At 63.5% G+C, this 24,447-nt stretch carries 24 protein-coding genes; 6 read left to right on the top strand and 18 right to left on the bottom strand.

Going from position 1 to position 24,447, the window contains the following annotated elements; translation table 11 throughout:
- Positions 1-38: 38 nt before the first annotated feature.
- The 4 genes from QUW25_RS00690 to QUW25_RS00675 all read right to left on the bottom strand — a co-directional run bounded on the left by QUW25_RS00690 (position 39) and on the right by QUW25_RS00675 (position 4,030).
- Positions 39-1,049 carry a hypothetical protein gene (locus tag QUW25_RS00690; protein WP_289510312.1) on the bottom strand — a complete coding sequence of 337 codons (1,011 nt, stop codon included), beginning with the start codon at positions 1,047-1,049 and terminating at the stop codon, positions 39-41.
- A 30-nt stretch (positions 1,050-1,079) separates the two neighbouring features.
- Entirely contained in the window at positions 1,080-2,102 is a 1,023-nt protein-coding gene (locus QUW25_RS00685) for a helix-turn-helix transcriptional regulator (protein ID WP_289510311.1), read from the bottom strand.
- A gap of 124 nt (positions 2,103-2,226) precedes the next feature.
- Positions 2,227-3,486 (bottom strand): RtcB family protein, encoded by a 1,260-nt coding sequence (locus QUW25_RS00680; protein ID WP_289510310.1) that lies wholly within the window; start codon positions 3,484-3,486, stop codon positions 2,227-2,229.
- A gap of 19 nt (positions 3,487-3,505) precedes the next feature.
- Positions 3,506-4,030 (bottom strand): hypothetical protein, encoded by a 525-nt coding sequence (locus QUW25_RS00675; protein ID WP_289510309.1) that lies wholly within the window; start codon positions 4,028-4,030, stop codon positions 3,506-3,508.
- Between the two features lie 121 nt (positions 4,031-4,151).
- Between QUW25_RS00675 and QUW25_RS00670 the strand changes: the two genes are divergently transcribed.
- Complete coding sequence (locus tag QUW25_RS00670; protein WP_289510308.1) at positions 4,152-5,249, top strand: hypothetical protein; 1,098 nt, start codon at positions 4,152-4,154, stop codon at positions 5,247-5,249.
- Between the two features lie 7 nt (positions 5,250-5,256).
- Here QUW25_RS00670 and QUW25_RS00665 read toward each other — a convergent pair whose 3' ends face one another.
- Entirely contained in the window at positions 5,257-6,276 is a 1,020-nt protein-coding gene (locus tag QUW25_RS00665) for a hypothetical protein (RefSeq protein ID WP_289510307.1), read from the bottom strand.
- 314 nt (positions 6,277-6,590) lie between these two features.
- Between QUW25_RS00665 and QUW25_RS00660 the strand changes: the two genes are divergently transcribed.
- A complete protein-coding gene (locus QUW25_RS00660; RefSeq protein WP_289510306.1) occupies positions 6,591-7,640 on the top strand; it encodes a PDDEXK nuclease domain-containing protein in 1,050 nt (349 codons plus the stop codon).
- 60 nt (positions 7,641-7,700) lie between these two features.
- On the opposite strand, the gene QUW25_RS00655 is transcribed toward QUW25_RS00660, so the two are convergent.
- The 5 genes from QUW25_RS00655 to QUW25_RS00635 all read right to left on the bottom strand — a co-directional run bounded on the left by QUW25_RS00655 (position 7,701) and on the right by QUW25_RS00635 (position 11,585).
- Positions 7,701-8,663 (bottom strand): GNAT family N-acetyltransferase, encoded by a 963-nt coding sequence (locus QUW25_RS00655; RefSeq protein ID WP_289510305.1) that lies wholly within the window; start codon positions 8,661-8,663, stop codon positions 7,701-7,703.
- A 2-nt stretch (positions 8,664-8,665) separates the two neighbouring features.
- Positions 8,666-9,331: an MBL fold metallo-hydrolase gene (locus QUW25_RS00650; protein WP_289510304.1), complete on the bottom strand. Its 666-nt coding sequence runs from the start codon at positions 9,329-9,331 to the stop codon at positions 8,666-8,668.
- Between the two features lie 30 nt (positions 9,332-9,361).
- A complete protein-coding gene (locus tag QUW25_RS00645) occupies positions 9,362-9,649 on the bottom strand; it encodes a hypothetical protein (protein ID WP_289510303.1) in 288 nt (95 codons plus the stop codon).
- 39 nt (positions 9,650-9,688) lie between these two features.
- A complete protein-coding gene (locus tag QUW25_RS00640; protein WP_289510302.1) occupies positions 9,689-10,477 on the bottom strand; it encodes an SDR family NAD(P)-dependent oxidoreductase in 789 nt (262 codons plus the stop codon).
- 175 nt (positions 10,478-10,652) lie between these two features.
- Positions 10,653-11,585: a LysR family transcriptional regulator gene (locus tag QUW25_RS00635; RefSeq protein WP_289510301.1), complete on the bottom strand. Its 933-nt coding sequence runs from the start codon at positions 11,583-11,585 to the stop codon at positions 10,653-10,655.
- 243 nt (positions 11,586-11,828) lie between these two features.
- Between QUW25_RS00635 and QUW25_RS00630 the strand changes: the two genes are divergently transcribed.
- From QUW25_RS00630 to rpiB, 3 genes are all read left to right on the top strand, one after another.
- Positions 11,829-13,154: a putative ABC transporter permease gene (locus tag QUW25_RS00630; RefSeq protein ID WP_289510300.1), complete on the top strand. Its 1,326-nt coding sequence runs from the start codon at positions 11,829-11,831 to the stop codon at positions 13,152-13,154.
- Positions 13,151-14,473: a lipase family protein gene (locus QUW25_RS00625; protein WP_289510299.1), complete on the top strand. Its 1,323-nt coding sequence runs from the start codon at positions 13,151-13,153 to the stop codon at positions 14,471-14,473. The genes QUW25_RS00630 and QUW25_RS00625 overlap by 4 nt, the downstream gene beginning before the upstream one ends.
- A gap of 313 nt (positions 14,474-14,786) precedes the next feature.
- A complete protein-coding gene (gene rpiB, locus QUW25_RS00620) occupies positions 14,787-15,245 on the top strand; it encodes a ribose 5-phosphate isomerase B (protein WP_289510298.1) in 459 nt (152 codons plus the stop codon).
- A 64-nt stretch (positions 15,246-15,309) separates the two neighbouring features.
- On the opposite strand, the gene QUW25_RS00615 is transcribed toward rpiB, so the two are convergent.
- The 7 genes from QUW25_RS00615 to QUW25_RS00585 form a co-directional block, all read right to left on the bottom strand.
- Complete coding sequence (locus QUW25_RS00615; RefSeq protein WP_289510297.1) at positions 15,310-16,383, bottom strand: ABC transporter ATP-binding protein; 1,074 nt, start codon at positions 16,381-16,383, stop codon at positions 15,310-15,312.
- 143 nt (positions 16,384-16,526) lie between these two features.
- Entirely contained in the window at positions 16,527-17,561 is a 1,035-nt protein-coding gene (locus QUW25_RS00610) for a FecCD family ABC transporter permease (protein ID WP_289510296.1), read from the bottom strand.
- Between the two features lie 3 nt (positions 17,562-17,564).
- Positions 17,565-18,734 (bottom strand): ABC transporter substrate-binding protein, encoded by a 1,170-nt coding sequence (locus QUW25_RS00605; protein ID WP_289510295.1) that lies wholly within the window; start codon positions 18,732-18,734, stop codon positions 17,565-17,567.
- A 190-nt stretch (positions 18,735-18,924) separates the two neighbouring features.
- A complete protein-coding gene (locus tag QUW25_RS00600; RefSeq protein WP_289510294.1) occupies positions 18,925-19,650 on the bottom strand; it encodes an ABC-2 transporter permease in 726 nt (241 codons plus the stop codon).
- 78 nt (positions 19,651-19,728) lie between these two features.
- On the bottom strand, positions 19,729-20,454 hold the full coding sequence (locus QUW25_RS00595; RefSeq protein WP_289510293.1) for an ABC-2 transporter permease: 726 nt from the start codon (positions 20,452-20,454) through the stop codon (positions 19,729-19,731).
- Positions 20,454-21,341 carry an ABC transporter ATP-binding protein gene (locus tag QUW25_RS00590; RefSeq protein WP_289510292.1) on the bottom strand — a complete coding sequence of 296 codons (888 nt, stop codon included), beginning with the start codon at positions 21,339-21,341 and terminating at the stop codon, positions 20,454-20,456. Before QUW25_RS00590 ends, QUW25_RS00595 begins: the two co-directional genes overlap by 1 nt.
- Positions 21,342-21,381: 40 nt before the next feature.
- Positions 21,382-21,750, bottom strand: coding sequence for a GntR family transcriptional regulator (locus tag QUW25_RS00585; RefSeq protein WP_289510233.1), 369 nt, complete (start codon positions 21,748-21,750; stop codon positions 21,382-21,384).
- A gap of 343 nt (positions 21,751-22,093) precedes the next feature.
- Here QUW25_RS00585 and QUW25_RS00580 point away from each other — a divergent pair, with 343 nt between their 5' ends.
- Positions 22,094-22,912 carry an alpha/beta hydrolase gene (locus QUW25_RS00580; RefSeq protein WP_289510291.1) on the top strand — a complete coding sequence of 273 codons (819 nt, stop codon included), beginning with the start codon at positions 22,094-22,096 and terminating at the stop codon, positions 22,910-22,912.
- A 49-nt stretch (positions 22,913-22,961) separates the two neighbouring features.
- Here QUW25_RS00580 and QUW25_RS00575 read toward each other — a convergent pair whose 3' ends face one another.
- Positions 22,962-24,404 carry a radical SAM protein gene (locus tag QUW25_RS00575; protein WP_289510290.1) on the bottom strand — a complete coding sequence of 481 codons (1,443 nt, stop codon included), beginning with the start codon at positions 24,402-24,404 and terminating at the stop codon, positions 22,962-22,964.
- Positions 24,405-24,447 lie beyond the last annotated feature (43 nt).

Genomic DNA, 24,447 nt, shown 5'->3' with positions numbered 1-24,447 from the left:
CAATCGGGTTTTTGGAATTGAAAGAGTAAAGTAGGCTTCTAGCCCAGGAGATTCACAGAAATCAGATCGTGGATATCTGTTTTCTTTTCGTGAAGGTAGAAGTTACCTGTGCACAACAGCCATACCAGTTTATCGAGTTTATAAGGCGTTATCGATGAGTGGTTCATCGTACTATTTGCGCGGAGGCTCCTTGCGAAATTAAAAATCTTTTCAGTAAACTGGTCGGCACCCTTTACGCTGCCGTAATATGCTGTGTCTTTATTCTTATCGAGAATCTTAAGTCTCTTGAAGATCTCGATTGCGTGAACATCGGGTTTGGCCAGCCAGACACAGCCGCATTCTTTGAGAAAGTCACGGACGAGGGCAGGCCCAAGACCTGCACTATTTCCGTCTGATGTTTTATTGATTGCTTTACATATATCTTTTATTGATATGCGAATATCATTCGGAATCTCGTTCATTTCATAGTCCCATAAATCATAATATGAAAGCTCTATCGCTTTGTTGACTGATTTTAATCCGGAGCCATTATTGGCCACTAAAAACGTTGCAGCACAAGCAATCCCCCTCACATACTCTTGGAACATTTCCTTTTTAGATATATTGGTAGCGTTTAACTTATTTTTGGAGCTTTTATTGCTTCCAGCTCTGTTGTTTCTATAATCGACGACTGTCTCCGCTATGTCTTCCTTCAGCCTTTCAAAGGTTTTTCCTGCTATTTCATCCGGGTTATAATCATTCAGAGCTTTGGAGCCGAGCTCTTCTTCAAGGGCCTTGTCGAGTCCGATTAGGCGACTTTTTCTTCCGCTGTTTTGGAGAGAGCGTACAAATTGTCTCATTGCAGTTTTCTTGGTAATGGCCTGTGGGTAAATTGCACGCTTGAGGTTGCCGGGATCTTCGTCGTTTTGACAGAGGGGTACGTAGTATCTTTCGAGCTCTCTTTCTTCAATGCCGACGGTTTTCGCTAGCTTCAGCGACATTTCTTCGAGACGAGAGTAGATTCGCCAGCATTGTTCCGGGTTTAGCTGTGTTTGTAAATCGGCCTTCATGTGGATGCTCCTTTGATTATGGTTGAATTGCTACTCATACACCTCCGCAGCCGCATGCAGCTGCCGGCCGATCTCGTTCGCCAGATGCTGCGGCGATAGCACCACCACGTCTGGGGCGTTGCTGCGGCCAAAGCGGACCATGGCGCTCTCGTTCACGTAGGCCTCGACATCCACGTGATTGTCCGTCTCGTTGAAGAAGCGCACGTCGTCGCCAAAGATGTCGACGATGTCGCCCGCCATGCGCCGCACGATCCTAAACGTCACGCGTGCGGTGCCGCCGGCGTACATGTGGATGTGCTCGCGCATGTACTTGCCAAGATCGAGGTTCTTGTCGCCAGCCTTGCCAAGAGAGCTGAACGGCTTGCCCCGCTCGTCAAGTATCTCCAGGTCCATGATGCGGTCAATCCGGTAGTTGGTGATGTCGTCGTACTTGTCGTAGTTGCAGATGAGGTAGTACTTTCCCTCGTTGACGGCCATCTGGTAGGGCGTGCACACGTAGACGCGCTCGGTTCCGTCGGGGCGGCAGCGCGGGTGCGCCTTCTTGTCCGTGCCGATGGAGAGATACTTGAAGGAGACCTTCCGCTTGTGGCTGATGGCCTCGTCGAGCAGCTCGATGGTGTAGAAGAGCTGCTTGTTGTCCGTGCGGTCCTTGGGCATGGCGTTCACGTGCGTCATGTGCGACTTAAAGTACACGCTTGAGAGGTCCTCGAGCTTGCCGATCAGGTCCTTGCGCTGCGAGGGCGAGATGTGGCGGGAGAACAGCAGGCCGTCGATGAGTAGGCGCAGCTCGGCGTCCGTGAAGTCGCGCTCGAGGTAGTAGTCGGTGACGATGTTTGCCGAGCGCTCCTCGCCGGTCTTGGGGTCGCGCGTTATGCGCGGAACCTCGCGATAGCCAATCGCGTAGCCCTCGTCGATGAGGTCGGCGATGTTGCGGGCAACGGCCTTGCGGTCCGCCTTCATGCCGAACTTGCTCTCCAGCAGGTCGATGATGTCCTTCTGGCTGAGTCGGTGCTCAGTGTCCGAGTACTTCCGCAAGATTTCGAGGATGTCCATGATGAGCATCTTCTTTGGCTGCTTTGGGTTCATGCGGCGCAACCTCTCTACGGGGAGTTCGTTACGTCGCATTATATCTGTCCCATGACAAGGAGTGATCGCTGATGGCATCGCTGTCGGACCACTATGCCTTAAAGTTGTATATGGGCTTAATTACCGCTTCTATGTCTACCGATTCTGCGATTGGGCCGATGATGTCGTCAATTGACTTATATGCCATGGGCGCCTCGTCGAGCGTTTCCTCGCGGACGGACGTTGTGTAGATGCCCTCCATCGACGCCTTGAAGTCTTCCATGCTCAGGCGCTGCCGGGCCTCGGTTCGGGAAAGAAGACGACCTGCGCCATGTGGCGCTGACCAGTTCCAGTTGGGGTTGCCGCGCCCTGTGGCGATGATGCTGCCATCGCGCATGTTGATGGGAATCAGCACTCGCTCACCCTTGTGTGCGGCGATGGCGCCCTTGCGAAGGATGCGCTCGGACGTATCGATGTAGTTGTGAGTGGTGTGGAACGACTCACCTGGCGTGATGCCAGACCGCTCCAGCACCACTTGAGCGATGAGCTCGCGATTGCGGCGGGCGAACTGCTGGCAGAGCTCCATGTCGTGCAGGTAGTCATTCAGCCACTCGTCATAGAGCCAGCAGAGCTCTTCTGGGACGGTGAGGGGCTTTGCCTCGAACGTGCCGTACAGTTCCTTGAGGGCAGGCTTTATCTCATCGCGGCGTCCTTCGGCCTTGTAGCGCGCAATGAGGTCGTCGCGCTGTTTGAAGAGCTGGCCTTTGCCTCGATTGAGATCGATGGCGATGCTCTGGTAATGGGTAGCGACCTGCGTTCCGAGGTTACGGCTACCGGAGTGAACCACGAGGTACTGCTCGCCGCTGCTCGCGCGGTCGATTTCAATAAAGTGGTTGCCGCCTCCGAGGGTGCCGAGGCTCCGCTCGAGACGCTTCGTGTCCTTTAGTGAGCGATAGCACCGCAGGACGGTGAGGGGAAAGCGTTCCTGACGCCCGTCCCAGATCTTCCAGCCTGAGGGCACATAGTGACACGCTTCGTCAATGCGCGGCAGGTCAAGATCTTGGTGTCCCAGGCTCACCGTGTACATGCCGCAGCCGATGTCTACGCCCACGAGGTTAGGTACGGCTTTGTCAATGATGGTCATGGTCGTGCCGATGGTGCATCCGATTCCAGGGTGCGCGTCCGGCATGATGGCGATGTGAGAGCCAAGGGCAAATTCCTGGTCACATAACGTTCGGACCTGTTCAATGGCAGCGTCCTCGATTTGAGTGGCGTAGCACGCGGCGGTGGCGAACTTTCCCGTGATTGCCAGCATCGTTGCTCCGTTTCTCGCGCTGGATTCCTGCTTGTTGGGGAAGTCAAAGAACGACAAGGGAGCGCCCTTTGCGGCTTCAGTCGAGGCTCCAGTCGGCGGGGAGCAGCGGCATGAGCATATCGTCAGGGTCGTAGAGGTCAATCATGACCTCGTTGTTGTCCTGGTCGAGCACAACGATCTTCTTGTCGGAGATCTCGCCGTCAACCGGAACCCAGTTCGTGACGGCCTGCATGCAGATTGCCTCCGTGAGGAGCTGCGCGGCGCGGATGTACTCGGCGACCCTTTCGGAGAACTCGTCGAGCGGGGCGTCGGCAAACTCCCTCATCACGGCCACGAGATGGGCGCTCCTCTTGGGGAGGCTCTCCTCTTGTGCGTGTTCGATGAGCTCATCGATGGCAAAGAGGGCCATGTCCTCAAAGAGCGAGGAGTCAAAGCCACCGCGGCGCAGGGAGTCGACCATCAAGCGCCAGTAGTTCCACCAGCCATGCCTATCCGCCTCTTCTTCGTAGCGGCCGGGCATCAGGACGAGGACACTGAGGGTGATGTCGTGGTCCTCGTTGTCTTCCGTGTGCTGGTCCGGCGTCTGCTTCTCATCGCACATGTCCTTCTCGCTTTCCTTCGATGCCTGCACTTAGCCTGCAGGATAGAGCGCTGTGTGCGTCAATTTCGACCCATGTCCGGCGATAGGCTGGGCGCAAGCAAGGTGTGAGGGAAGGAGCCCCATGGACATCTATTCGTTCTTCAACTCGCGTGACGTCGCCGATTACCTGCGTGGCGAGAAGCACGAGTTCACCGCTGCCGAGGCGGCATACATCGTCTATCTCTCGGATACGGCGACCCTCGACGAGAAGCTTGTGGCCTGGCAGGAGATCGTGGACACGATGCCTGACTGTCCGGTGTGCCACTCCGCATTGGATCCCTACTTCAAAAGGGACTACAAGAGCGAGCATCAGTTTCTGAGGGAGTACATCTTCACCATGAAGCTCATGCTGAGGAAGTTCATGGACGGCGAGGGTTGCGTCTACATGCCGCATGAATTTCGGTTCACCCCTGAGACGGCTATTCGATATGGGAGGGACGAGCACTCGCTTTGGATTCAGGAGATGCCTGACCCATTCTCGAGTTTTGACAAGTGCGTTGACAGCCTGCGTCATGATCTCGAGGGGGCGCCAGAATTTGATCGCTATTGCATCGCGAAGCGCGCAATTGACGGAGGGGATTCGGGATATGTCACCCTTGACGAGCGGTTTCGCGTGCTAGACGTCACGTGGGCCAACCACGACCCCTCCGATTACGATGACGTCGACATGCACCTATGCTGTGCGTTTCTCGAGCTCCCCATCCCGTTCAAGCGCGGGGACATCGTTATCGACCGCACGGCGCGCGACCCGCGGCCGTTTGTGTTCGACTACCTGAAGTTCTGGGACTCCGCGACGCTTGCCGAGCATGGCCACGTGCTCAGCGCGGAGCGTGCCGAGAAGATCGACAGGTACGTTGCCAACTGGCGCGCGGAGGGGTCCAAGGACGATTCGTACATGCCGGCGATGGGCTGGTCGCTGACGCCCGGCTCTCTGCTTACTGCGGAGGACCCGGCCTTTCTTGCCTACGACCCCTTTGGAGCCTGCCACAACTATCTGGATCTTGAGTATTATCGTGAGCCGCTTGAGGGCAAGTTGCGCCTGCTTGAGGTTGCCTCCCGGTGGGCGCGTGGCGAGATAGACCTCGACTTTGCGATTAACAACGCCGCCCTTGTTGCTGCCGAGGTCAGGGCAGAAAAGCTTCGCTCGGAGATGGAGACGGAGTACATTGGGGTTATCTAGCAGGAGTTCATTCGGATCTGCTGCAGAAGCTGAGCGCCTGGCGCAGTGCCTCGTCGCTGATGCGGCCGCCTCCCTGCGTCTGCACGTCGTTGAGCGCGTTCCAGAGCTCGCGGCCCTTCTCGGCGCTTCCGTTGAGAAGGGCCGCAGCCTCGAGAAGCGCGGAATCGGCATTGGCTTCGTTGGCCGGATCATCGAGCCTTCTGATGTTGTAGAGCGGAGAGTAGCGGTGGAGAGCGGCCTCACCTCTGACTAGGTGCTTGAGGGCGCAAAGGTCAAAGTGTCCCTTGGCGTTGCGGTAGAGAACCTGGGGCCAGCAGCAGTCCGTGACATCCTCTCGTTCCGGCTCCACGATAACGGCGACGTACTCTTCGGTGAAGGGCCTGCAGTGAAAGGCAACGACGTCGCCTGCTGCGTACGGGGTGCGAAGGTTGAGGTCACTGAACGGTTCGTGCTCGCGTCGCCAGCGGTGGCAGGTGGCATCAAAGCGGTTCTTCTCGAAGTAGCAGACCTCGTCGTCTATGAGGTAGAACGTATAAGGGTTGGTGAAGGTGCGCCTGCTGTTGTTGCCGCGCTCTTGGCGCCACTTCTCGAGGACGAACCAGTGGGGGATGCTGGGGTCGAGGTCGTCCGGCTTGTCGTAGTATGCGGCAATCCAGGCGAGAGCATCGTCGATTGAGGCAAACGCGCCAGAGAAGTCCTCGTCCCACTCGTCGTCGGGGGTGAGCTCGCAGCAGTCGAGCAGGCAGAGGAACTCGTCGTCGCTGATCGTGGTTGCCTCTTCGAAGGCGCGGCGGTGCTCTGCTAGTTGATAGACGGCCGAGCGAGCGTCTTCCGGCTCGCTCGGGCTGCAGGGGGTGAGCGCCTCAAAGGCTTCGATCTTGGTGAGCAGTGGGACAGGGGCGTCGCGGACAAGCTCGATGAGAACGTGCGGTGACGGGGGATTGTCGGCAAGGAATCGAGCCATGTCTTCCGATGGCATGCACGTGTTGAGAATCTTGGCGAGCGCGGCGCTGTCGATGGTCTTCATGGCTGCCCCTGTCTGTTCATGCTGGATATGGCTGTTATACAAACTTGGATGGGTTAGTTATGCCGCACCAAATCAAATTGGATTCGAGCGAACAAACGTTTCCAACTGTGCTATACTCTCAGCAAGGTACGAGGGCGACAAGAGCGGCACGGAGGCCCCCAATGGTACGTGTCGGCAGGTGATCAGGGGTAACGGGGACTGGTCACACTTGTTTGTCTCGGGTGGGTTGGTACGCCCATCTTCCGGCACCCGCAAAGTCCGGAGCTCACAGTCTGCGCAGGTTAATAAGCCGTGAGTGAGACGGGGGTTTAGCTATGGCCGAGAAGTCCATAAAGCAGTTTGACGAGAAGAACGACGAGCAGGTCTACGTGTCGGTTCGCGAGACGTTGGAGTCCGCGCGCGGCAAGGTGGAGCGTGTCGTCAACAGCGCCATGGTCGAGGCATACTGGGAGATCGGGCGCCAGATCGTGGGGGCGACGGGCGAGCGTGCGGAGTACGGGAAGCATCTGGTGAGGTATCTTGCCGAGAGGCTGACGGCGGAGTACGGGAAGGGGTTTGACTACACCAACCTCACCAATATGCGTAAGTTCTACCAAGCTTTTCCAATTCTTGACACAGTGTGTCAAGAATTGAGCTGGTCGCATTACCGCAGGTTGATGCGTATTCCCAACCAGGAGCAGCGCGAGTTCTACATGAATGCCGCCGCCGAGGAGCATTGGACGGTCCGCCAGCTCGACCATCAGATTGCAACGTTCTACCGTGAGCGTCTGCTTTCCTCGCAGGGCGAGAAGCGCGAGCTTATACGCTCCGAGATTCAGCGTTCCGAGCCGGTGACCGCTGCGGACGACTTCATCAAGGACCCGTACGTTTTGGACTTCCTAGACCTGGGCGGTCGTACGGACTTTGACGAGCACCAGCTCGAGCAGGCGCTCATGACGCGGCTGCAGGAGTTCATGCTGGAGCTGGGGCGCGGCTTTGCCTTCGTGGGCCGACAGTATCGGCTCGACGGCGAGCAGGCGAGCTACTACGTCGACCTTATCTTCTACAACATTAAGCTCAAGTGTTACGTGCTCATCGAGCTCAAGACTCGTCCGCTCAACGCCAAGGACGTGGGTCAGATGGACTTCTACGTCCGCCTGTTCAACGAGAAGTACGCCGGCCCTGATGACAACCCGACCATCGGTCTCATCCTTTGCTCGAGTTCCGATCGGACGGTGGCAAAGTACTCCGCGCTCGCCGACGGCAAGGGGCTCTTTGCGTCGAGTTACGTCACGTGCCTGCCTACCGAGGAGGAGCTGACCGACGCCCTCGAGCCCACGCGTCGCGCAATTGCGGAGGCTCGGGCGGAGCGAGAGGAGAAATAATCGCCAGGCGCCCGTCTACCTGTTTGTAGACGGGCGCCAACTAGAAAACCGAAAAAGGTGCTAGAGCTCGCGCTCCATGGGAATGGCGATGTAGTGTGACGTGCTCACGGGCGCTCCGGCAGGCTCAAAGCCGAGTTTGGCCCAGAACGTTCGCGCCGGCTCGTTGCCATGGATGTAGGCCAGGCGTACGCGAGAGAAGCCCTTGGTCCGTAGCCGGTGGAGTTCATCCCGCACGACTTGGGAACCAATCCCGCGTCCATGCCACGTTCCGTCGACCATGAGAAATCCTACGTAGGCAGCTCGCTCATCGGGGTAGCCGCGGATGACGTCCATGACGGCAACGAGCCCCTCCGCAAAGAAGCCGAGAAACTCCTTCTGATCGGCGCGGCATCCGGGAGGGAGCTCGCGGAGCGCCTGGGCTAGGTTCTCGAGTGTCGGCCGTTCACCGTAGAGCTCGTAGTACGCGGGGTTGCTCTCGCAAAGGGCGAGGAGAGCGGGAAGGTCCTCGTCGGTGAGCCTGCGTCGTGCAAAGGGGGAGAGGTCGACTACGCGTACGGTGTGGCCGTACTCGCGCAGCAGCGCAATCAGGTCCTTTGTGGCGAGAAGCACGGTGGCGGTGTTGTCGCACGGGTGCACGGTCACGCGCCCGGCGTCGACGAGCTCCTGGTCGATCACGACCTCCACGCACCCCTCGGTATCGTTCAACGCACCGAGGGGCGTGACGGAGCCCGGCACGAGGCCGAGCATCTCTCCCAGGTCTCTCTCGCTGGCAAACGAGAGGCGGCGCGAGCCCAGACGCTCCTGGATCTCTCGCAGCGAGACGTCCTTCTCGTCCGGCAGGCAGACGAGGTAGTACGCGCGGTGCTTGTCGTCGCGCAGAAAGAGGTTCTTGGCGCCAAGCTCCTGATGGGGAATCCCCGCGGCATGCGCCTGCTCCACAGTGAAGACCGCCTCGTGCTCGTAAAGCTCGTAAGCGATATTATCCTGGTCAAGCAGGGCAAGCGTCTCTCGCTTGCCGAGCATGGCTAGCGCTCCAGCTTCTTTACGACCTCGATCGCGGGGTCCACCTCGGCGGCAAAGGCGTCGAAGTCGGCATAGGCGCCGACGATGCTGCCGTAGTGGGTGGGCACCGCGGCGGCAGGGCGCAGCGCGTTCACAAACGCTGCTGCCTGGCGCGGGTCGCAGGTGTAGGTGCCGCCGATCGGCACGAGCGCCACGTCGCAGCGCACGGCCTCGTTGTCGGGGTTCTGGTCCGTGTCGCCAGAGATGTAGTAGCGCGTGGGCTCGCCGTCGAGCGTCACCACGTAGCCGAGCCAGCCGTTCTCCTGCGGGTGCATGCCCAGGCGCTCGGGCTCCACGTTGTAGGCAGGCACGGCCTCCACGCAAAGCCCCGGCAGCTCGAGCTTCTCGCCGGCAACCATGAGGTGGGTCTCTGCCGCATCCAGCCCAGCAATCTCGCCGGCTATGCTCGCTGGCGCCACGACCACGGTCTTCTCGCCGGCCACGCGGGCGTAGTCCTCGGGCGAGAAGTGATCGTAGTGGGCATGCGTGATGAGCACGTAGTCCGCGTCGTGAACGGCCTCCTCCTCCGTAAGCGCAAAGGGGTCGAAGTAGACGACGGTGCCGCGCGCTCCCTCCAGGCGGATGGCGCTCTGCGTGAACACGCGGACGTTCTTGAGGCTATCGCTCATGACGACCCCTTTCGGTGTAGGGCGAGCACGTCAATTCCTCTTGCCAAAGAGGCCACCCAGCCCTCCGAGCATGCCCCCCAGGTTGCCGGCGATGCTGCCGAGGTCGATGCTGCCGAGGTCAAGCTTGGAGATGTCGAGGCTGCCGTCGGCGATGCCGCTCTTCACGCCGTCGACGATCTGCGAGAGGTCGCCCTCGCCAAGCTCGAGACCGGTGATCTCCTCGATGGTGCCCTTGGGGTCGGCGAGAAGGCCCTGGACCTTCTCCGGAGCCTCCGCAAGGGCGGCGGAAACCTGTGCGATGATTGCCTGAACGTCCATGTGCATCCTTTCGTTATGCGCCGGGGCGCGCCTGCCCCTCTAGGGTACCCGCTTGCTGCCGCGCATTTCACCGAGGTTCATGAGCGCACGCTCCAGGTTGAGGACGAGCGGGTAGGGGAGCAGCTTTGCGGCAACGTAGAACGCGCGCATGTCCGCAGACGGGATGCAGAGCGCGCGTCCCTCTCGCGCCGCCCCGAGGGCGAGACGAGCCACGCGCTCCACGTCCTCAAATCCGGTGAGACCGGCCATGTCCGCCGCCACATCGTCCGCCCCGGCGTGGTCAAGAAAGCCCGTGCGCATGAACTTGGGGCAGAGTGCCGTCACGTGGATGCCCACGCTCCCAAGCTCGGCGTCGAGCGCGCGCGAGAAGTCCAGCACAAAGCGCTTTGCCGCCGAGTACGTGGCAAGGCCCGGCTGCGGCATGAAGGCGGCCACGCTCGCCACGTTGAGGATGCGCGAGCCCGCGGCCATGTACGGCAGCGTGCGATACGTGAGCTCCACGGGCGCGAGCATGAGGAGGCGCACCATGTTGGCGTTGTCCGCCGCCGGCATGTCCGCAAAGTCGCCAAACGTCCCAAAGCCGGCGTTGTTGACGAGAAGGGCCACACGCGCACCGGGCGCCTCGGAAAGCGACCGCTCAAGCACGTCAAACGAGACAGGATCCGTGAGGTCGAGCGCAAAGGGGCGCACGCGTGGGGAGGTGCGCTCGGCACGGCGCGAGACGGACCAGATCTGGTCGAGCGGGCCGAAGGCGCCCTCGGCGAGCTGCTGCACGATCTTGGCACCCAGCCCGGATGACGCCCCGGTGACGATTGCGATGTTGGTCATGGCAGGAAACCTCCGCGCAGGACAGACGTTTCCCCCATTGTCTCACTAAAGTCCATCAACAGGTGTTGTTCCCGTTTCTCGCTTGGTGGGAAGGCCCCGACTGGCAGGAGCGCTCGGCCTCGTCATGCTGGCGGGCCTGCCGCTCGCTGCCCCTGCCACCAAACCCCGCCCCGACTCAGTACCCGGACATCGTCTTGTCGGCGTTGAACAGGCGCTTCATGAGGGAGAACTCGCTGCTGGTAAACTGACGCAGCCGCTCAACCTCCGCTCGTCGCTGCTCCGCGCGCGTCACGAGGCACACCGGTATTGAGGGGGCGTCTGCGGGGTCCACGTCGTGCATCATCGCAAAGGGCCTGATGCTCAGCGCCTTGAGGTTGATGCCCATGATGAAGCCGTTCTGACTCTCCAGGAAGTCAACGACCCCCTCGTTTGTGTCGATGGGTACAAGGGGGGACGCAAGCCCCGCCTTTCGGCAGGTGACGAGGACGGTGTCGTTGAAGCCATCAACCTCCTCGGACCAGAGCGCGGGATAGGGCTCGAGGTCGGCAAAGGAGAGCATGGGCTTCTTGCGCAGCGGGTGGTTTCTGCCAAGAAAGACCCCCGGCATGACCGAGCCGATCTGCACGCACGAGCACTGAGGGGCGCTCAGGCGGCCAACGGTGAACAGCGCGTCGAGCGCCCCTGCCATCAGGTTGGCATACGCCCTGCTTCCCACGCTTATGGAGAGCTGCGTGCTGATCCCGAGGGAGCGCGTCATGAGACGCGCGATTACGCCGCAGATGAACTCGTGCTTCGAGAAGGGTGGGGTCACCAGTGCAAGGCGAAGGTCGCTGCGCCCGCAGACGGCAGTGTCCCAAGAGCGCGCCGCGCGCTCGACGAGCTCAAAGCTCGTCATGGCCTCTTGTGCGGGCCCGAGGATCGTCTCGCCGAGAGGGGTCAGCCTCATTCCCTTTCCCGCGCGGGCAAACAGCGGCCCGCCCAGCTCCTCCTCGAGCTCATGGATGGACTTTGAGACCGCCTGTACCGTGACCCCCTCCTTCTGGGCTGCTGCGGAGAAGGTCCCGGTGCTCGCCGCGAGGCAGAAGAACTTGAGTTGTCGGATGTTCATGCGCGCCTTTCGATGAGGGCAGAAACACCAATTAGTGTAGGGCGCTGTGCGGAGGCGGGGGGCATATGTTGCTCTTGGGGAGCGTATACCCAGCTGTATTCGTTGCTTAGGCTCCTTGCCTCCCTCGATAGTCAACTAGATATTGAAAGAGGCGGAGAGAGGGGAAAGCCTGTTTTGAGCCTGCTCTCATTCAGGTAACACTGAACTGGTCCACGCCCATCGACGCTCTCTTTAAGGAGCCCCATGATCCCAGACGCTACGCCCACTCCCTCAACTAGCAACGAGCCCGCAGAGAAGCGCAAGATTCCGCTCGTGATGCGCCTCTTTGGCATTCTCTGTTCGGTCCTCGGCGTGTTCACCGCGTTTGCGGTCATCGTCTTTGCCGCCCTCATGGCATGGGCGCTCCAGGCCGACCCGTCGATGATCATCGTGGGCACCGACCCCACGCTGCCCGTGGTCCTTCTCGTCATCAGCTACCTCGTTACCATAGGAAACGCGATGGCCCTGCTCGTCTTTGGCCACTCGCTGCGCAAGAGCCAGCGGCGCAACGCGGTGCGCTGGTCGCACGTGCTCATCGGCACCTCGGTCATTCAGATTCTGCTGAAGATCATGCTGCAGGGCATCGACACCACACTGATCTCCGATGCCATCCAGCTGCTCATCCTCGTGGCGATCTCCGTTACCGTGGACCCGTCGCTGCGTCAGGAGCGCGCGCTCAAGAAGCGCATGCAGGACATGGTTGACCGCGAGGCCGCCGAGGAGGGCATGCTCGGACGCGACCTCGAGGGTAAGGGCTACATTGAGCTCAACTTCTTCAACCTGTTCTGGGTCTTCGTGATCTGCTGCTTCCTCGGCCTCATCATCGAGACCGTCTATCACTTCGCGGTGGTGGTCCCCGGAGAAATTCAGGACCGTGCCGGCCTGCTCTTTGGGCCCTTCTCGCCCATCTACGGCTTTGGCGCCGTGCTCATGACGGTGGCGCTCAACCGCTTCTACAAGGCCAACCCGGTGATCATCTTCCTGGTCTCCGCTGTGATCGGCGGCCTCTTTGAGGCGGCGACGGCCTGGTTCATGGAGATGGGCTTTGGCGCCGTGGCATGGGACTACTCGGGCTCCACGATCTTTGGCCTCTTCCCGGACCCCATTGCCGTGATCTTTGGCGGGCGCACGAGTGCCCTCTTCATGTGCATGTGGGGCGTGCTCGGCTTTGTGTGGATCAAGCTCTGCCTGCCGTGGATGCTCAAGCTCATCAACCTCATCCCCTGGAAGATCCGCTACTCCTTCACCACGCTCTGCGCCGTCCTCATGCTGGTGAACGGTGTCATGACGCTTGAGGCGCTGGACTGTTGGTTTGAGCGTCTCTCCGGCATCCCGCAGACCACGCCCGTCGAGCAGTTCTACGCGGAGCGCTACGACAACGATTACATGGCGCACCGATTTGAGTCCATGACCATCACGCCGGACGACTCCGCGCGCGTGGACGGTGCGGCGCGCGCGGCGAACGTCGAGGTGGACGAGGAGTTCCTCGAGGGCGCTGCCGATGCCACGTTTGAGGATGATGAGCTGTGACGGAGGGGGCTGCCGAGAAGCGCCCGCACTGGGGGCGGCGCGTTCTTCTTGCCCTGCTGGCGGTCGTGATCGTGGCCGGCGTGGCGCTGGCTATTGGCGTGTGGCACCGGCTCGAGCAGCGCCGGCTGGGCGAGGGCGTGGTCCAGCCGCCGAGCGAGTTTGCGGAGCTCGAGGGGTCCTCTGGGCGCACGGGTGCGTTTACCACGCGCATTGACTTCACGAGCATGGCCACCGGCGCGGAGACCATCTCCACTGAGGTGGCCTGGGATGACGAGTGGTTCTTCCAGGACCCCACCGCATACAACCACGAGCTTGCCACCACGTGCTCCGTGCTCTCGGCCGTGGCCAACTCGGAGTCCGCGTACTATCAGGCGGGCTCGAACTCGCCGGCGTACATGGAGGCCGCACTCGCAGCGCTGGGCTTTGAGGAGATCTCCACGGCGTCCTACCAGTACCGCAGCGAGATCTTCGACGAGATCGTGGACTTCATTGCTGGCACGGACGACGTGGTTGCCTATTCGGTTGCCACCAAGCACGTGACCAGCGCGGACGGTGCCGAGAAGACCCTCTTTCTGGTGTCCATTCGCGGCAGCTACGGATCCGAGTGGCTGAGCGACCTCAACATGGGCAGCGCCGCCGCCTATGACATGGACGAGATCACGCACGAGGGCTTTGCCCAGGCCGCGCGTGAGATCGTGGACGAGCTTGCGGCGCGCATCACCGAGGAGGCGGGACTTGGTGGCACGGACGACATCTGCCTGCTCTTCACCGGCCACTCTCGCGGGGCGGCCACGGCCAACATCGCCGCCGCGTACGCCGACGAGATGTCCCAGGGCCTGCGCGTGCTGGCGCCGCTTTCGAGCATCTACTGCTACACCTTTGCGACGCCTGAGGTCACGACCTTCGACACCGCGCACGACGCGCTCTACGACAACATCTTCAACATCATGAACCCGAGCGACATGGTCCCGCGCCTGCCGCTGGCGTCCTGGGGTTACGAGCGCTACGGGCACGACCTCTGGCTTCCCGGCTACGGTGACGACGGATTTGCCGAGAAGTACGCGGAGGCGTGCCAGGTCTTCGAGGCCAACACGGGCGTGGAGTGTCCCTACGTGCCCGAGGACCGCGAGCACGTGGACAAGCTGGTGGAGGACCTGGGGCGCGAGATTCCCACGGCCGACGACCTGGCGAGTGCTGGTGGCGTGGTCTCGCTTGTGCACGACCTTCTCGCCGACGTGAACCCCGTGCAGGTGCTCTACGGCCACTACCCGAGCGTCTACATCGCCTGGATGCAGTCCCTCGACACCCTTGCGGAGTAGTACGGGGGGCGGCCGGACGTTCTTCTCGCCCAAACCGTCCGTAACTTGCCCGTACTTGGGGTGCGGGCGGTTCCCGGACGTTTTGCTACTCCAAAACGTCTACAGACGCCCGTGTCAGGCAAGGGCTCAACGCGAGGAATCTCGTTCCTCGTCGGGGGCATCGGTGTCGGTAGGTGACAAAGGTTGACAAAGGTGACAGGGTAATCTGTCACGAAGTCCAAGCATGAAGGGAACTCGACATGAGCCGGCGATGCCGCATAATGGAGGCGAGGAGGGCAGGCCCTCCGGAACAGCGACCGTCCAAGGGGGAAACATGAAGCTCGCGATTGGAAACGACCACTCCGCCCTGGCCATCAAGGCCGAGGTGATCGAGCACCTCAACGAGCGCGGTGACGTTGAGCTCGTTGACGTGGGGACCAACTCGCCGGAGAGCTTCGACTACGCCGTGAGCGCCTATCGCGTGGCGCGCCTCGTGGCCGATGGCGAGGTCGACGGCGGCATTCTCATCTGCGGCACGGGCGTGGGCATCAGCCTGGCCGCCAACAAGGTGCACGGCATTCGCGCGTGCGTGTGCTCCGAGCCGTACTCGGCGGAGCTCTCGAAGCGCCACAACAACAGCAACATCATCTGCTTTGGCGCGCGCGTCGTGGGGCCCGAGGTTGCCAAGCAGATCGTGGACGCCTGGATGGACGCCGAGTTTGAGGGCGGCCGTCACGCCCGCCGCGTGGCCCAGATCATGGAGATCGAGCAGACCCAGCACCTCTCCTGTTAAAAGGGGACGTGTTTTTTCTCTCAGAGTTTTTGGGACAGGCCTCGGGCGCCTTGGATTGGGCGTTCTAGGCCTGTCCCTTTTTGTCTGCATCAAAAAACACGTCCCCAAATTGCAGAAGCTCGGCGTTGCGGGCGTTGACGGTGCCGAACTCGCTCACGCAGCAGATGACGCGCTCGCAGGAGAGAAGGACCTCGCGCGCCTCCTCCACGGCACGCTCGCTCACGGGCTCGAAGTCGCGCTCATAGATGACGCGAGCCGCGAGCTGCGCGGCGAGCAGGCCGTCGACGTCGTGGCGGTGCAGCACGCCCGTGGCAAACGGCACGCCCTCGCGGGCGAGTCGCCGGAAGCACGCCGCACCAGAGCCGCCGCCCGCGATCACAAAGACCCTCGGCTCGCCCTCCGGTCGCGCGAGCTCCACGCTGCCAAAGGCCGGCTCGTAGCTGCCGGGCGCAAGGTCGTAGAGCTCCGCCACGCGCTCGGCGGTGAATATCTCGTCGGGCGGCCCCTGAAACGCCACGCGGCCGTCGCGAATGCAGATCACGTGGTCCGAGGCCTTCTGCGCGAGGTCAATCTCGTGCAGCGACGCCACCACCGCGATGCCGCGCTCGCGCGCCTCGCGCCTCAGAAGCTGCAGCATCTCCAGCTGCGCGCGAACGTCCAGGTACGAGGTGGGCTCATCGAGCAGCAACACGCGCGGCTCCTGGCAGAGCGCACGGGCGAGAAGAACGCGCTGCCGCTGACCGTCGCTCACGTGCGCAAAGTCGCGCGCAGCGATGTCGAGCACGCCCGTCGCCTCCATCGCGGCGGTGACGGCCTCATGGTCCTTCTCGCCGAGGACGCCCAGGCGGCCGGTGAAGGGGTAGCGGCCCGCCTCAACCACGTCGCGGCAGGTGAGAAGCTCGGTTGCCGGGCGCCCGGTGAGCATGACGGACATGGTGCGGGCACGCTCGGCGGCGGGGATATCCCCGAGCTCGCGCCCAAAGAGCTCCACCACGCCGCCGAGCGCGCGCAGCTGGCCCGCCACGGTGCGCAGGATCGTGGTCTTGCCGGATCCGTTGGGTCCGATGAGCGCCACGACCTGGCCCGGTCGCACGGCAAGGCAGACGTCTCGCACGAGCGCCCGCCGCCCGTGCCCCACATCAAGTCCCCGCAGCTCCAGCGAAAACGGGACGCGTTTTTTCTCTCTGAAAAGTTGGGACAGGTTTTGGCCCGCCTGGTCCTGGCTCGGTGGCAAACCTGTCCCATTATCTCTGAGAGAAAAAACATGTCCCCAATTGACAGTCATCGTGCGGACCTCCCGCGGAGCATGAGGGCGATCACGATAGGCGCGCCAAAGACGGCGGTGACGGCGCTCACGGAGAGCTCAACGGGCGAGAAGAGCGTGCGCGCGATGAGGTCGCACCCGCAGCAGAAGACCGCGCCCGTGAGGAAGCACGCGGGCGTCACGAGGAGCGGCCGCGACGACCCAACGCCGCGTCGGGCCAGATGCGGCGCCGCGATGCCCACAAACGATACCGGCCCGGCAAAGGCCGCCACGCACGCCGAGAGCAGGCTTGAGACGAGCACGATCAGCATGCGCAGCGTGCGCACGTTGACGCCCACGCTCTGAGCGTGGGCCTCGCCAAGCTGATAGGCTCCGAGCGGCTTGGAGAGCGCAAAGACCGCCGCGCCCATTCCAACCACGGCCACGGCAACAATTCCCACGTCAGACCATGTGGCACCCGAGAAGCTCCCGCGTGACCAGTTGTCCAGGTTGACGATGGACTGGTCGTCCGCAAACGCCACGAGAAAGTTGGTGACGGCCGAGCAGATGTAGCCCACCATGACGCCGGCCACGATGAGCATGCTCTGCGAGCGCACGCGCCGAGAGATGGCGAGTACAAAGCCCATGGTGAGAAGCGACCCCGCAAACGCGGCGCCCACGGACAGCGCGGGGCTCATGACCTGGCCGGCACCCAGCACCACGATCATCATCACGGCCACCACGAGCTTGGCCCCGGATGAGACGCCCAGCACAAAGGGGTCGGCGATGGGGTTGGCAAAGAACGTCTGCAGCAGAAAGCCGGAGAGCGAGAGCGCCCCTCCCAGGAGCACCGCCTCGATGGCGCGCGGCAGACGAATCTGCCAGATGACCTGCGCCGCAGTGGAGGTGTCCCCGGGCCCGGCGGCAAGGATGCGCGCCACCTCCGCGGGCGTGGTCTCAACGCTGCCGAGGCACAGGTTCGCCACGAAGAGCGCGACGAGGCCGAGAAGAACGGCGAGGTCGAAGGCAATCGCTCGCCGCGGCCGCCCATTCCTGTCGCCCGTCGCCCGCACGCGCTAGCCCAGCTTCCAGATGTAGGTGGTGGGCTCGCCGGTGCCGGAGAAGGCCGTGCGGAAGTCCTCGATGATGTCCGCCATGCTCGTCATCTGCTGGTAGAGGTTGGCGTCGCAGGTCCAGACGTTGCCCTCGCGCACGGCCTTGAAGTCCGCGAGCAGCGAGTTCTTCTCGCTGAGCGCCTCGAGGCTGGTCACGCCGTCGTCGATCGTGCCGTTGTAGATGATGACGTCGGCGTCGCGCGCGCCCGCGAAGAAGGCCTCCATCTCGACCGTGACCGTGGTGGGGGAGGAGTCGGCGGCGCCCTCCTCGGCAAAGCTCACGTACTCGCCGCCCGCGGCCTCGATCATCTGGGCGAAGTAGTCACCGGCGCGGCGCGTCACGGCGGCGCCGTCCTCGTTGATGTAGAAGAAGGTGACGGTCTTGCCGAGAGGCCCCTCGGCAGCGGCGTCCTCAACGCGCGCCGCGACGTCCTTGAAGACCTCCGCCGCCTCGTCCTCGCGCCCGAAGACCGTGCCCATGAGGCGGATCCACTCCAGGCGTCCGAGCATGTCCTCCTCGCGGCTCGACTGCTCCATGAGAACGACCACGCCCAGCTCCTCGAGCTTGGCGCGTACCTCGGGCACGTGGTCGATGTTGGTGTTCTCGATGGCGAGCGGGCAGGCTGCGGCGGCGATGAGCTCGTAGTCCGGCGATCGGTAGATTCCGCCGTAGGCAATCTCGCCGCTCTCCAGGAGCTCGGTGAACGCGGGGGCGGGGGAGTTCTCGGCGCGCACGGATGAGACGCCCACTGCGCCGAGCGCCCCGATGGCGTCCACGAGGCAGATCATTCCGGTGGAGACCAGGTAGACGTTTTCAAGCGGCTGCTGGACCACGGCCACTTCGTCGGGAAGGCCCTCGGGCGCGGTGGCGTTCTCGGGCACGATGAGCAGGCGGTCGCCGCTGGCGAGGGTCGCGAGGCGGTAGCCGCCGTCGTATGAGTCCAGCGAGAACTGCGTGGCGTGGGCGAGCTCGACGGGCGTGGCCTCGCCGAGGGCGTCAAGCCCGCGGGCGACGGCGTCCTTCTCGGCGTCGGGCGCCTCACCCCCTCCCGAGCAGCCGGCGAGGGTGAGCGGTACGAGAAGCGCGCCGGCAAGGTCGAGCGCTCCCCTGCGAGTGAGCGAGAAGGACATGAGGCGGGACTCCCTTCCCCCGGTGCCATGGTCCCTCCATGATACGCCGCCCCGCGCGGCACGGGCGTCCGTGTCACGCGGGGCGGCAGGGGCGTCAGTACCGGCGTCGCGCGTTTCTCAGCGGGATGGCAACGAGAAGCAGGAAGATCACAAAGAGGGTGGTGAGGTCGAGGTCCATGGCGCCCTCCCCCTAGAGCTCGCGTGTCTCGTAGAGCCTGAGCGAGATTGCGGCGGAGAGGCCGAGAAGGGCGGCCGAGAGCGCGAGCAGCCCGACGAGGCACGCCGCCGCGCCCGCGGGCGACCAGACGAGGCTCAGGGCCCCCGCGATGCCCTCGACCGTGAGCGTGCTCTCGTCGATCATGCCGCTCCCGCCCAGCACGATGATGGGGCAGAGAAGCGCGACGAGGGGCACGAGCGGCAGGTACTGTGTCGCCCTGGTGTTGCCAAAGCGGAAGAAGAGCGGGGTCTCCACGGCCGCGCAGAGCGACCCGACGGCGAAGAGCGCCCCCGCGGAGAGGAGCATGCCCAGCAGGGCATCCCCGGAAAGCGCGAGGGCGGGGGACAGCCCGCCCGGCAGCGGGACGACGAGCGCGATAGCCGCGAGGATGAGTGCCGCCACCAGCCCGGCGGCCAGGCCGCCGAGCCCGAACGTCACGATGGCGCCGTAGCGGGCGAGCACCACGTCGCGGCGGGAGAGCGGCATCGTGAGGCGAAGGCGCCCCCAGCCGTTGGCGTCGTCGAAGGAGTTCGTCCCTGACACGCCGAGCAGGAGGTACATCATCGTGAGGAGCCCCGGGACCATCACGGTGGTGCGCATGCCCAGACTCACGCACACGGCGACGAAGAACCCGAGACCGAGCAGCGCTCGCGAGTAGTCCCGAAGGACGGCCATGTCAACGAGGTAGGCGCGCAGCATGTCTGTCTCCAATCTTTTGCGAGGGGCGCCGCGGGGAAGGTCCCACGGCGCCCCGCCCTTGTCGTCCGTGCCTGTGCTCTAGAGCTCGCGCGTCTCGTAGAGCCTGAGGGAGAGTGCCGCGGAGGTGCAGAGGACAACGACGGCGGCCGCCACCATACCCGCGCAGCCCACGGCCAGGCCCTCGGGGGTCTCGATGTAGGCGAGGAACGCCGCGATCTGCTCGGCGCCCGGCAGCGCCCCGTCGAGAAGCCCGCTGTTGCCGAGGAAGACCACCGGCAGCACGAAAAGCATGACGATGATCGTGGGCAGGAGCTGCGTTGCCTTGGTCTGGCCCAGGCGGAAGTAGATCGGCGTCACGACGGAGGCCACAACGACGCCGATGAGCAGGCAGAACGTCGTGGCGAAGGCCATTGCTGAGAGCGTGCCCGTGTCCAGGGTGAGCGCCTGCGAGAGCTCGCCGGGGAGCTCGACGACGGAGGCCACGGCGCTGATTGCGAACGCGGCGAGCAGGCCAACCACCATGCCGCCCAGGCCCAGCGTCACGATGGCGCCGTAGCGGCCGAGCACCACGTCGCGGCGGGAGAGCGGCATCGTGAGGCGGAAGCGCCCCCAGTCGTTCTGCTCGTCGTAGGCGGCTGCGCCCATGGCGCCCATCATGAAGAACATGCAGGTGATGATCGAGGGGGCGGCGAGCACGGTCTGCATGCCGCAGCCCACGAGCACCGCAACGAGAAAGCCGAGCGCCAGGAGCTGCTTGCCGTAGTCGCGGAAGATGGTGAGCTCGATGAGGTAGGCGCGCTTCATTATCGGACACCGCCCTTCAGGGTGAGAGCCATGTAGTCGTCGATGGTCATGCGGTCGCAAGGGATCTCGGGGAAGTTCTCGGCAAAGGCAAAGCGGTCGGGCACGAGCACGTCGATGCCGTAGTCGTGGCGCAGGTAGCGCAGCTCGCGCTCGGGCACGACGCCGCTCGCGGCCACGCGCTCGAAGTCCGCTACGCGGCAGCGCGCGATGCCCGTCTCGTCGGTGATGACGTCCTTGGGCAGGTCAAATACGATGTGTCCGGCGTCTATGCAGACGATGCGGTCGGCGATGCGCTCGAGGTCGCTCGTGATGTGGCTGCTCATGAGGATCGCGCGGCCGGGGCGCGCCACGAAGTCGCGCAGGCGATCGAGCGCCTCGTCGCGCGCCATCGGATCGAGGCCGGCAGTGGCCTCGTCGAGGATGAGGACCTGCGGGTCGTGCGCGAGGGCGCAGGCCAGGGAGAGCTTCATGCCCATGCCGCGCGAGAGGTCCTTCACGGCCTTCTTGGGGTCGAGGTCGAGCTCGCGCGCGAGGCGGTCGAAGGCGTGCGCGTCCCAAGAGGCGTAGGCGCTCCGGTAGATGCGGCCCACGTCACAGACGCGCAGGTGGCCGGGGAGGGAGACGGTGTCAAAGACCACGCCCACGCGCTCCTTGACGGCGGCGCCGGAGGCGCGGGAGAGCTCGTCGCTCGGGGTGCCGAGGATCTGGCCCTCGCCGCCGTCGAGCCGGATGAGGCCGAGAAGGGCCTTGATGGTGGTGGACTTGCCGGCGCCGTTCTGGCCGATGAATCCCACGACCTCGCCCTCCTCCACGGCGAGGTTGACGTTTTCGAGGGAGAACCCCTCGTAGTGCTTGGTGAGGCCCTTCGCCTCGATGAGTGCGCTCATGGTGACGTCCTTCCCGTGCAAGGGGATGGCCCCCTGCACATCATTCCAGTACGAGGGCGAGCATCTCGGTGAGCTCGGCGTCGGTGAGGCCGCAGGCCCGCCCGCGCTCGACGGCCTTGGCGAGAAGCCCCTCGACCTCCCTCATCTGCTCCTCGCGGATGAGGTCGGCGTTTCCGCCGGCGACGAAGCTGCCCTTGCCCTGCACCGTCTCGATGAGCCCCGTTGCCTCCAGGTCCGCGTAGGCGCGCTTGGTGGTGATGGCGCTCACGCGCAGGCTGTTGGCGAGGGCTCTGATGCTGGGGAGCTGCTCGCCCTCGGCGAGCTCGCCCTTGACGATCGCGGCCTTGATCTGGTCCGTGATCTGCTCGTAGATGGGCTTGCCGCTCGAGTTCGAGATGATGATGTCCAAGTCGGTGTCCTTCCTTCTCGCCTCTCCGGGCGTCCCCGGGGAGGTTTGCCGCTCCGGGGCGTCCCCCTCGGCGGCCGGGGAGGCGCGGACGTCTTCGCCCCTCCCCGTCGGATATACCGTGTATACCCGATAAGTACAGTATATACTCACCTATACACAGTGCAAGCGAGAAGGGGAATTTTTCTCGACGGTCCGCCGGGGGTGTGATGACAAAGGTGATGACAAAGGTGACAGGGTAGATTGTCACCATCTTGTTGATGGTGACAATCTGCCCTGTCACCTTTGTCATCACCTTTGTCATCATCTGCCCTGTCACCTTTGTCATCAACAACGGGAGGGTGCCATGCGCGTCGAGAAGATCGAGCTACCCAGCTCCGGCTACGGGACCGGCGCTGCCACGCTCACGGCCTACGTGCAGGACAACATTGAGGACCAGGCCGCGCGTCGGAGGCCCGCCGCGCTGATCTGTCCGGGCGGCGGCTACGCGTTTTGCTCCGACCGCGAGGGAGAGCCGATCGCACTTGCGCTTCTCGCCCGCGGGTACCAGGCCTTTGTCCTGGATTACACGGTAATCGACCCCGCCGAAGCCACGCCGCTTCTTCCCGCGCCACAGATTGACCTTGCCCGCGCGCTGGCGCTCGTGCGCTCGCACGCCGACGGGTGGCGCGTGGACGCGGCGCGCCTGGGGATCATCGGCTGCTCGGCGGGCGCGCACCTGTGCGCCACGTATACGGCGCTTGCGCGAGACGACGGGTTTCTCGCCCGCGCGGGCGTGAGTGCCGAGGAGGCGCGCGCCGCCTGGCAGGTGCTCTGCTACCCGGTCGTTGACCTTGGGGCCGGATGGCCGCCCGACCCCGCCTACGCCGAGCGCATCTGCGCGGAGGGCTCGCCCCTTCGTCGCGCGCACGAGCTGGTGAGCAGCGTCACGCCGCCCACCTTCCTCTGGCACACGTCCGTTGACGAGACGGTTCCCGTCCGAAACGCCTACCTTCTGGCGGAGGCCCTCGCGGCTCACGGCGTCGACCACGAGTGCCACGTCTTTCACGCCGGCCGTCACGGCCTCTCGCTCGCCACGGAGCAGACCTCGCACTACGCAAGCGACGCGCTGCCCCACCTTGCCCGCTGGCTCGACCTTGCCTTGGAATGGCTGGCTGAGCTCTAGATGACAAAAGTGACAGGGGAAACTGTCATCACAGGGGAAACCGTCATCATCACAGCTCGGGCTCGGGCTGGGTCGTGAGGTCGCGGCCGAGGCGCTCGAGGCGAGAGACGTCGGTCTCGGCCTGGCCCTCGCGCCAGCTGGTCCGCTTGGCGTGCTCGGGGTCGGCCTCGTCCGTCCAGAGTCGCTCGGCCACAGGCGCCCATGCCGCCGCGGCCGGCGCGGTCTTCTCGCGAAGCTCTTCGGGCGACTCCTTCTCCACGAGGTCCGTGGAGTGCGCGCCCGTTTGCGCCACCATGCGCGGCAGGTCGTCCGGGTTCTCCAGCATGGGACACGGTCGCAGGTGGTTGGTGTTGAACGGCTGGCCCTCGTAGTACTTCATGAAGAGCGGGGAGCGAAGCGCGTCGAGCAGGCTGACCTCGTGGATGTTGGCGTTTGCGTAGTGGATGAAGACGCACGGCTCCACGTCGCCCGCGGCGTTGATGTGCAGGTAGCGACGGCCACCGGCGATGCAGCCGCCCACGTACTCGCCGTCGTTTTGGAAGTCCATCGTGAAGAGCGGCTTCTTCCCGCGCATCTCGCGCACAAAGCGATACATCCGCTCGCGCTGCTCGGGCGTGGGCATGAGCTCGGCGCTCGCCGCGCGACCCACGGGCATGAAGTGGAAGTACCAGCAGAAGAGCGCGCCCTTCTCGATCATCCAGTCCATGTTCTCCTCGGTGGCGATGGCGTCCGCGTTGGCGCGCGTCCAGCACGCGGAGATGCCAAAGGGCAGTTCGTGCTCGCGCAGCAGGTCCATCGCACGCTCGATCTTGGCGTAGGTGCCGTCACCGCGGCGCGCGTCGGTGGTGTGCTCGTTGCCCTCGGCGCTGATGGCGGGCACAAAGTTGGCAACGCGAATCATGTCCTGGCAGAAGGCCTCGTCGATGAGGGTGGCGTTGGTGAAGCAAAGAAAGACGCAGTCGGGGTACTTCTCGCAGATGCGGATGAGGTCGTCCTTGCGCACGAGCGGCTCGCCGCCGGTGTAGATGTAGATGTGGCAGCCCAGCTCGCGGCCCTGGTCGATGATCGAGCAGATGTCCTCAAAGGAGAGGTTGAGCGCATGGCCGTACTCGGCAGCCCAGCAGCCGGTGCAGCGCAGGTTGCAGGCGCTCGTGGGGTCCAGGAGGATTGCCCAGGGGATGTTGCAGCGGTACTTCTCGCGTGCCTTCTCCTGCTCGGGCCAGGCGAGAATGTTGGCGTCCACGATAAGCGCCTTGAGCAGGCGGCGGCGCACCTCGGGGTTAAGGTGGAAGGCCTTGAGGATGAGCTCGTACCAGTTGCTGCGGCTGTCGATGGCGGCCCTGAACGCCGCGCGCTGGGTGGGGAAGACGTTTGCCGGCGTGTACTTGTCGATGGCGTCCATGATCTTGGGGATGCGGGCCTCGGGGTCCTCGTCCACGTAGTCGATGAGCTTGTAGAGAGCGGTGCGCTCCACCGTCTGGGTGAGTGACATCTTGCGTCCTTCCGTTCGTCCTAAGCCGCCTGTTGGCGAGCTG

Source organism: Thermophilibacter provencensis (genome assembly GCF_030372065.1).
GTDB lineage: Bacteria > Actinomycetota > Coriobacteriia > Coriobacteriales > Atopobiaceae > Thermophilibacter > Thermophilibacter provencensis_A.
The sequence above is the reverse complement of the archived record's forward strand: the minus strand, read 5'-3'. Positions and strand labels throughout refer to the sequence as shown.

What these genes read in the sequence shown, in the direction of transcription:
- QUW25_RS00690 (WP_289510312.1), bottom strand. Translation starts at nt 1,049, where the DNA reads ATGAAGGCCGATTTACAAACACAGCTAAACCCGGAACAATGCTGGCGA.
- QUW25_RS00665 (WP_289510307.1), bottom strand. Translation starts at nt 6,276, where the DNA reads ATGAAGACCATCGACAGCGCCGCGCTCGCCAAGATTCTCAACACGTGC.
- QUW25_RS00675 (WP_289510309.1), bottom strand. Translation starts at nt 4,030, where the DNA reads ATGTGCGATGAGAAGCAGACGCCGGACCAGCACACGGAAGACAACGAG.
- QUW25_RS00575 (WP_289510290.1), bottom strand. Translation starts at nt 24,404, where the DNA reads ATGTCACTCACCCAGACGGTGGAGCGCACCGCTCTCTACAAGCTCATC.
- QUW25_RS00650 (WP_289510304.1), bottom strand. Translation starts at nt 9,331, where the DNA reads ATGAGCGATAGCCTCAAGAACGTCCGCGTGTTCACGCAGAGCGCCATC.
- QUW25_RS00685 (WP_289510311.1), bottom strand. Translation starts at nt 2,102, where the DNA reads ATGGACATCCTCGAAATCTTGCGGAAGTACTCGGACACTGAGCACCGA.
- QUW25_RS00600 (WP_289510294.1), bottom strand. Translation starts at nt 19,650, where the DNA reads ATGCTGCGCGCCTACCTCGTTGACATGGCCGTCCTTCGGGACTACTCG.
- QUW25_RS00605 (WP_289510295.1), bottom strand. Translation starts at nt 18,734, where the DNA reads ATGTCCTTCTCGCTCACTCGCAGGGGAGCGCTCGACCTTGCCGGCGCG.
- QUW25_RS00645 (WP_289510303.1), bottom strand. Translation starts at nt 9,649, where the DNA reads ATGGACGTTCAGGCAATCATCGCACAGGTTTCCGCCGCCCTTGCGGAG.
- QUW25_RS00660 (WP_289510306.1), top strand. Translation starts at nt 6,591, where the DNA reads ATGGCCGAGAAGTCCATAAAGCAGTTTGACGAGAAGAACGACGAGCAG.
- QUW25_RS00655 (WP_289510305.1), bottom strand. Translation starts at nt 8,663, where the DNA reads ATGCTCGGCAAGCGAGAGACGCTTGCCCTGCTTGACCAGGATAATATC.
- QUW25_RS00590 (WP_289510292.1), bottom strand. Translation starts at nt 21,341, where the DNA reads ATGAGCGCACTCATCGAGGCGAAGGGCCTCACCAAGCACTACGAGGGG.
- QUW25_RS00640 (WP_289510302.1), bottom strand. Translation starts at nt 10,477, where the DNA reads ATGACCAACATCGCAATCGTCACCGGGGCGTCATCCGGGCTGGGTGCC.
- QUW25_RS00580 (WP_289510291.1), top strand. Translation starts at nt 22,094, where the DNA reads ATGCGCGTCGAGAAGATCGAGCTACCCAGCTCCGGCTACGGGACCGGC.
- rpiB (WP_289510298.1), top strand. Translation starts at nt 14,787, where the DNA reads ATGAAGCTCGCGATTGGAAACGACCACTCCGCCCTGGCCATCAAGGCC.
- QUW25_RS00670 (WP_289510308.1), top strand. Translation starts at nt 4,152, where the DNA reads ATGGACATCTATTCGTTCTTCAACTCGCGTGACGTCGCCGATTACCTG.
- QUW25_RS00635 (WP_289510301.1), bottom strand. Translation starts at nt 11,585, where the DNA reads ATGAACATCCGACAACTCAAGTTCTTCTGCCTCGCGGCGAGCACCGGG.
- QUW25_RS00595 (WP_289510293.1), bottom strand. Translation starts at nt 20,454, where the DNA reads ATGAAGCGCGCCTACCTCATCGAGCTCACCATCTTCCGCGACTACGGC.
- QUW25_RS00630 (WP_289510300.1), top strand. Translation starts at nt 11,829, where the DNA reads ATGATCCCAGACGCTACGCCCACTCCCTCAACTAGCAACGAGCCCGCA.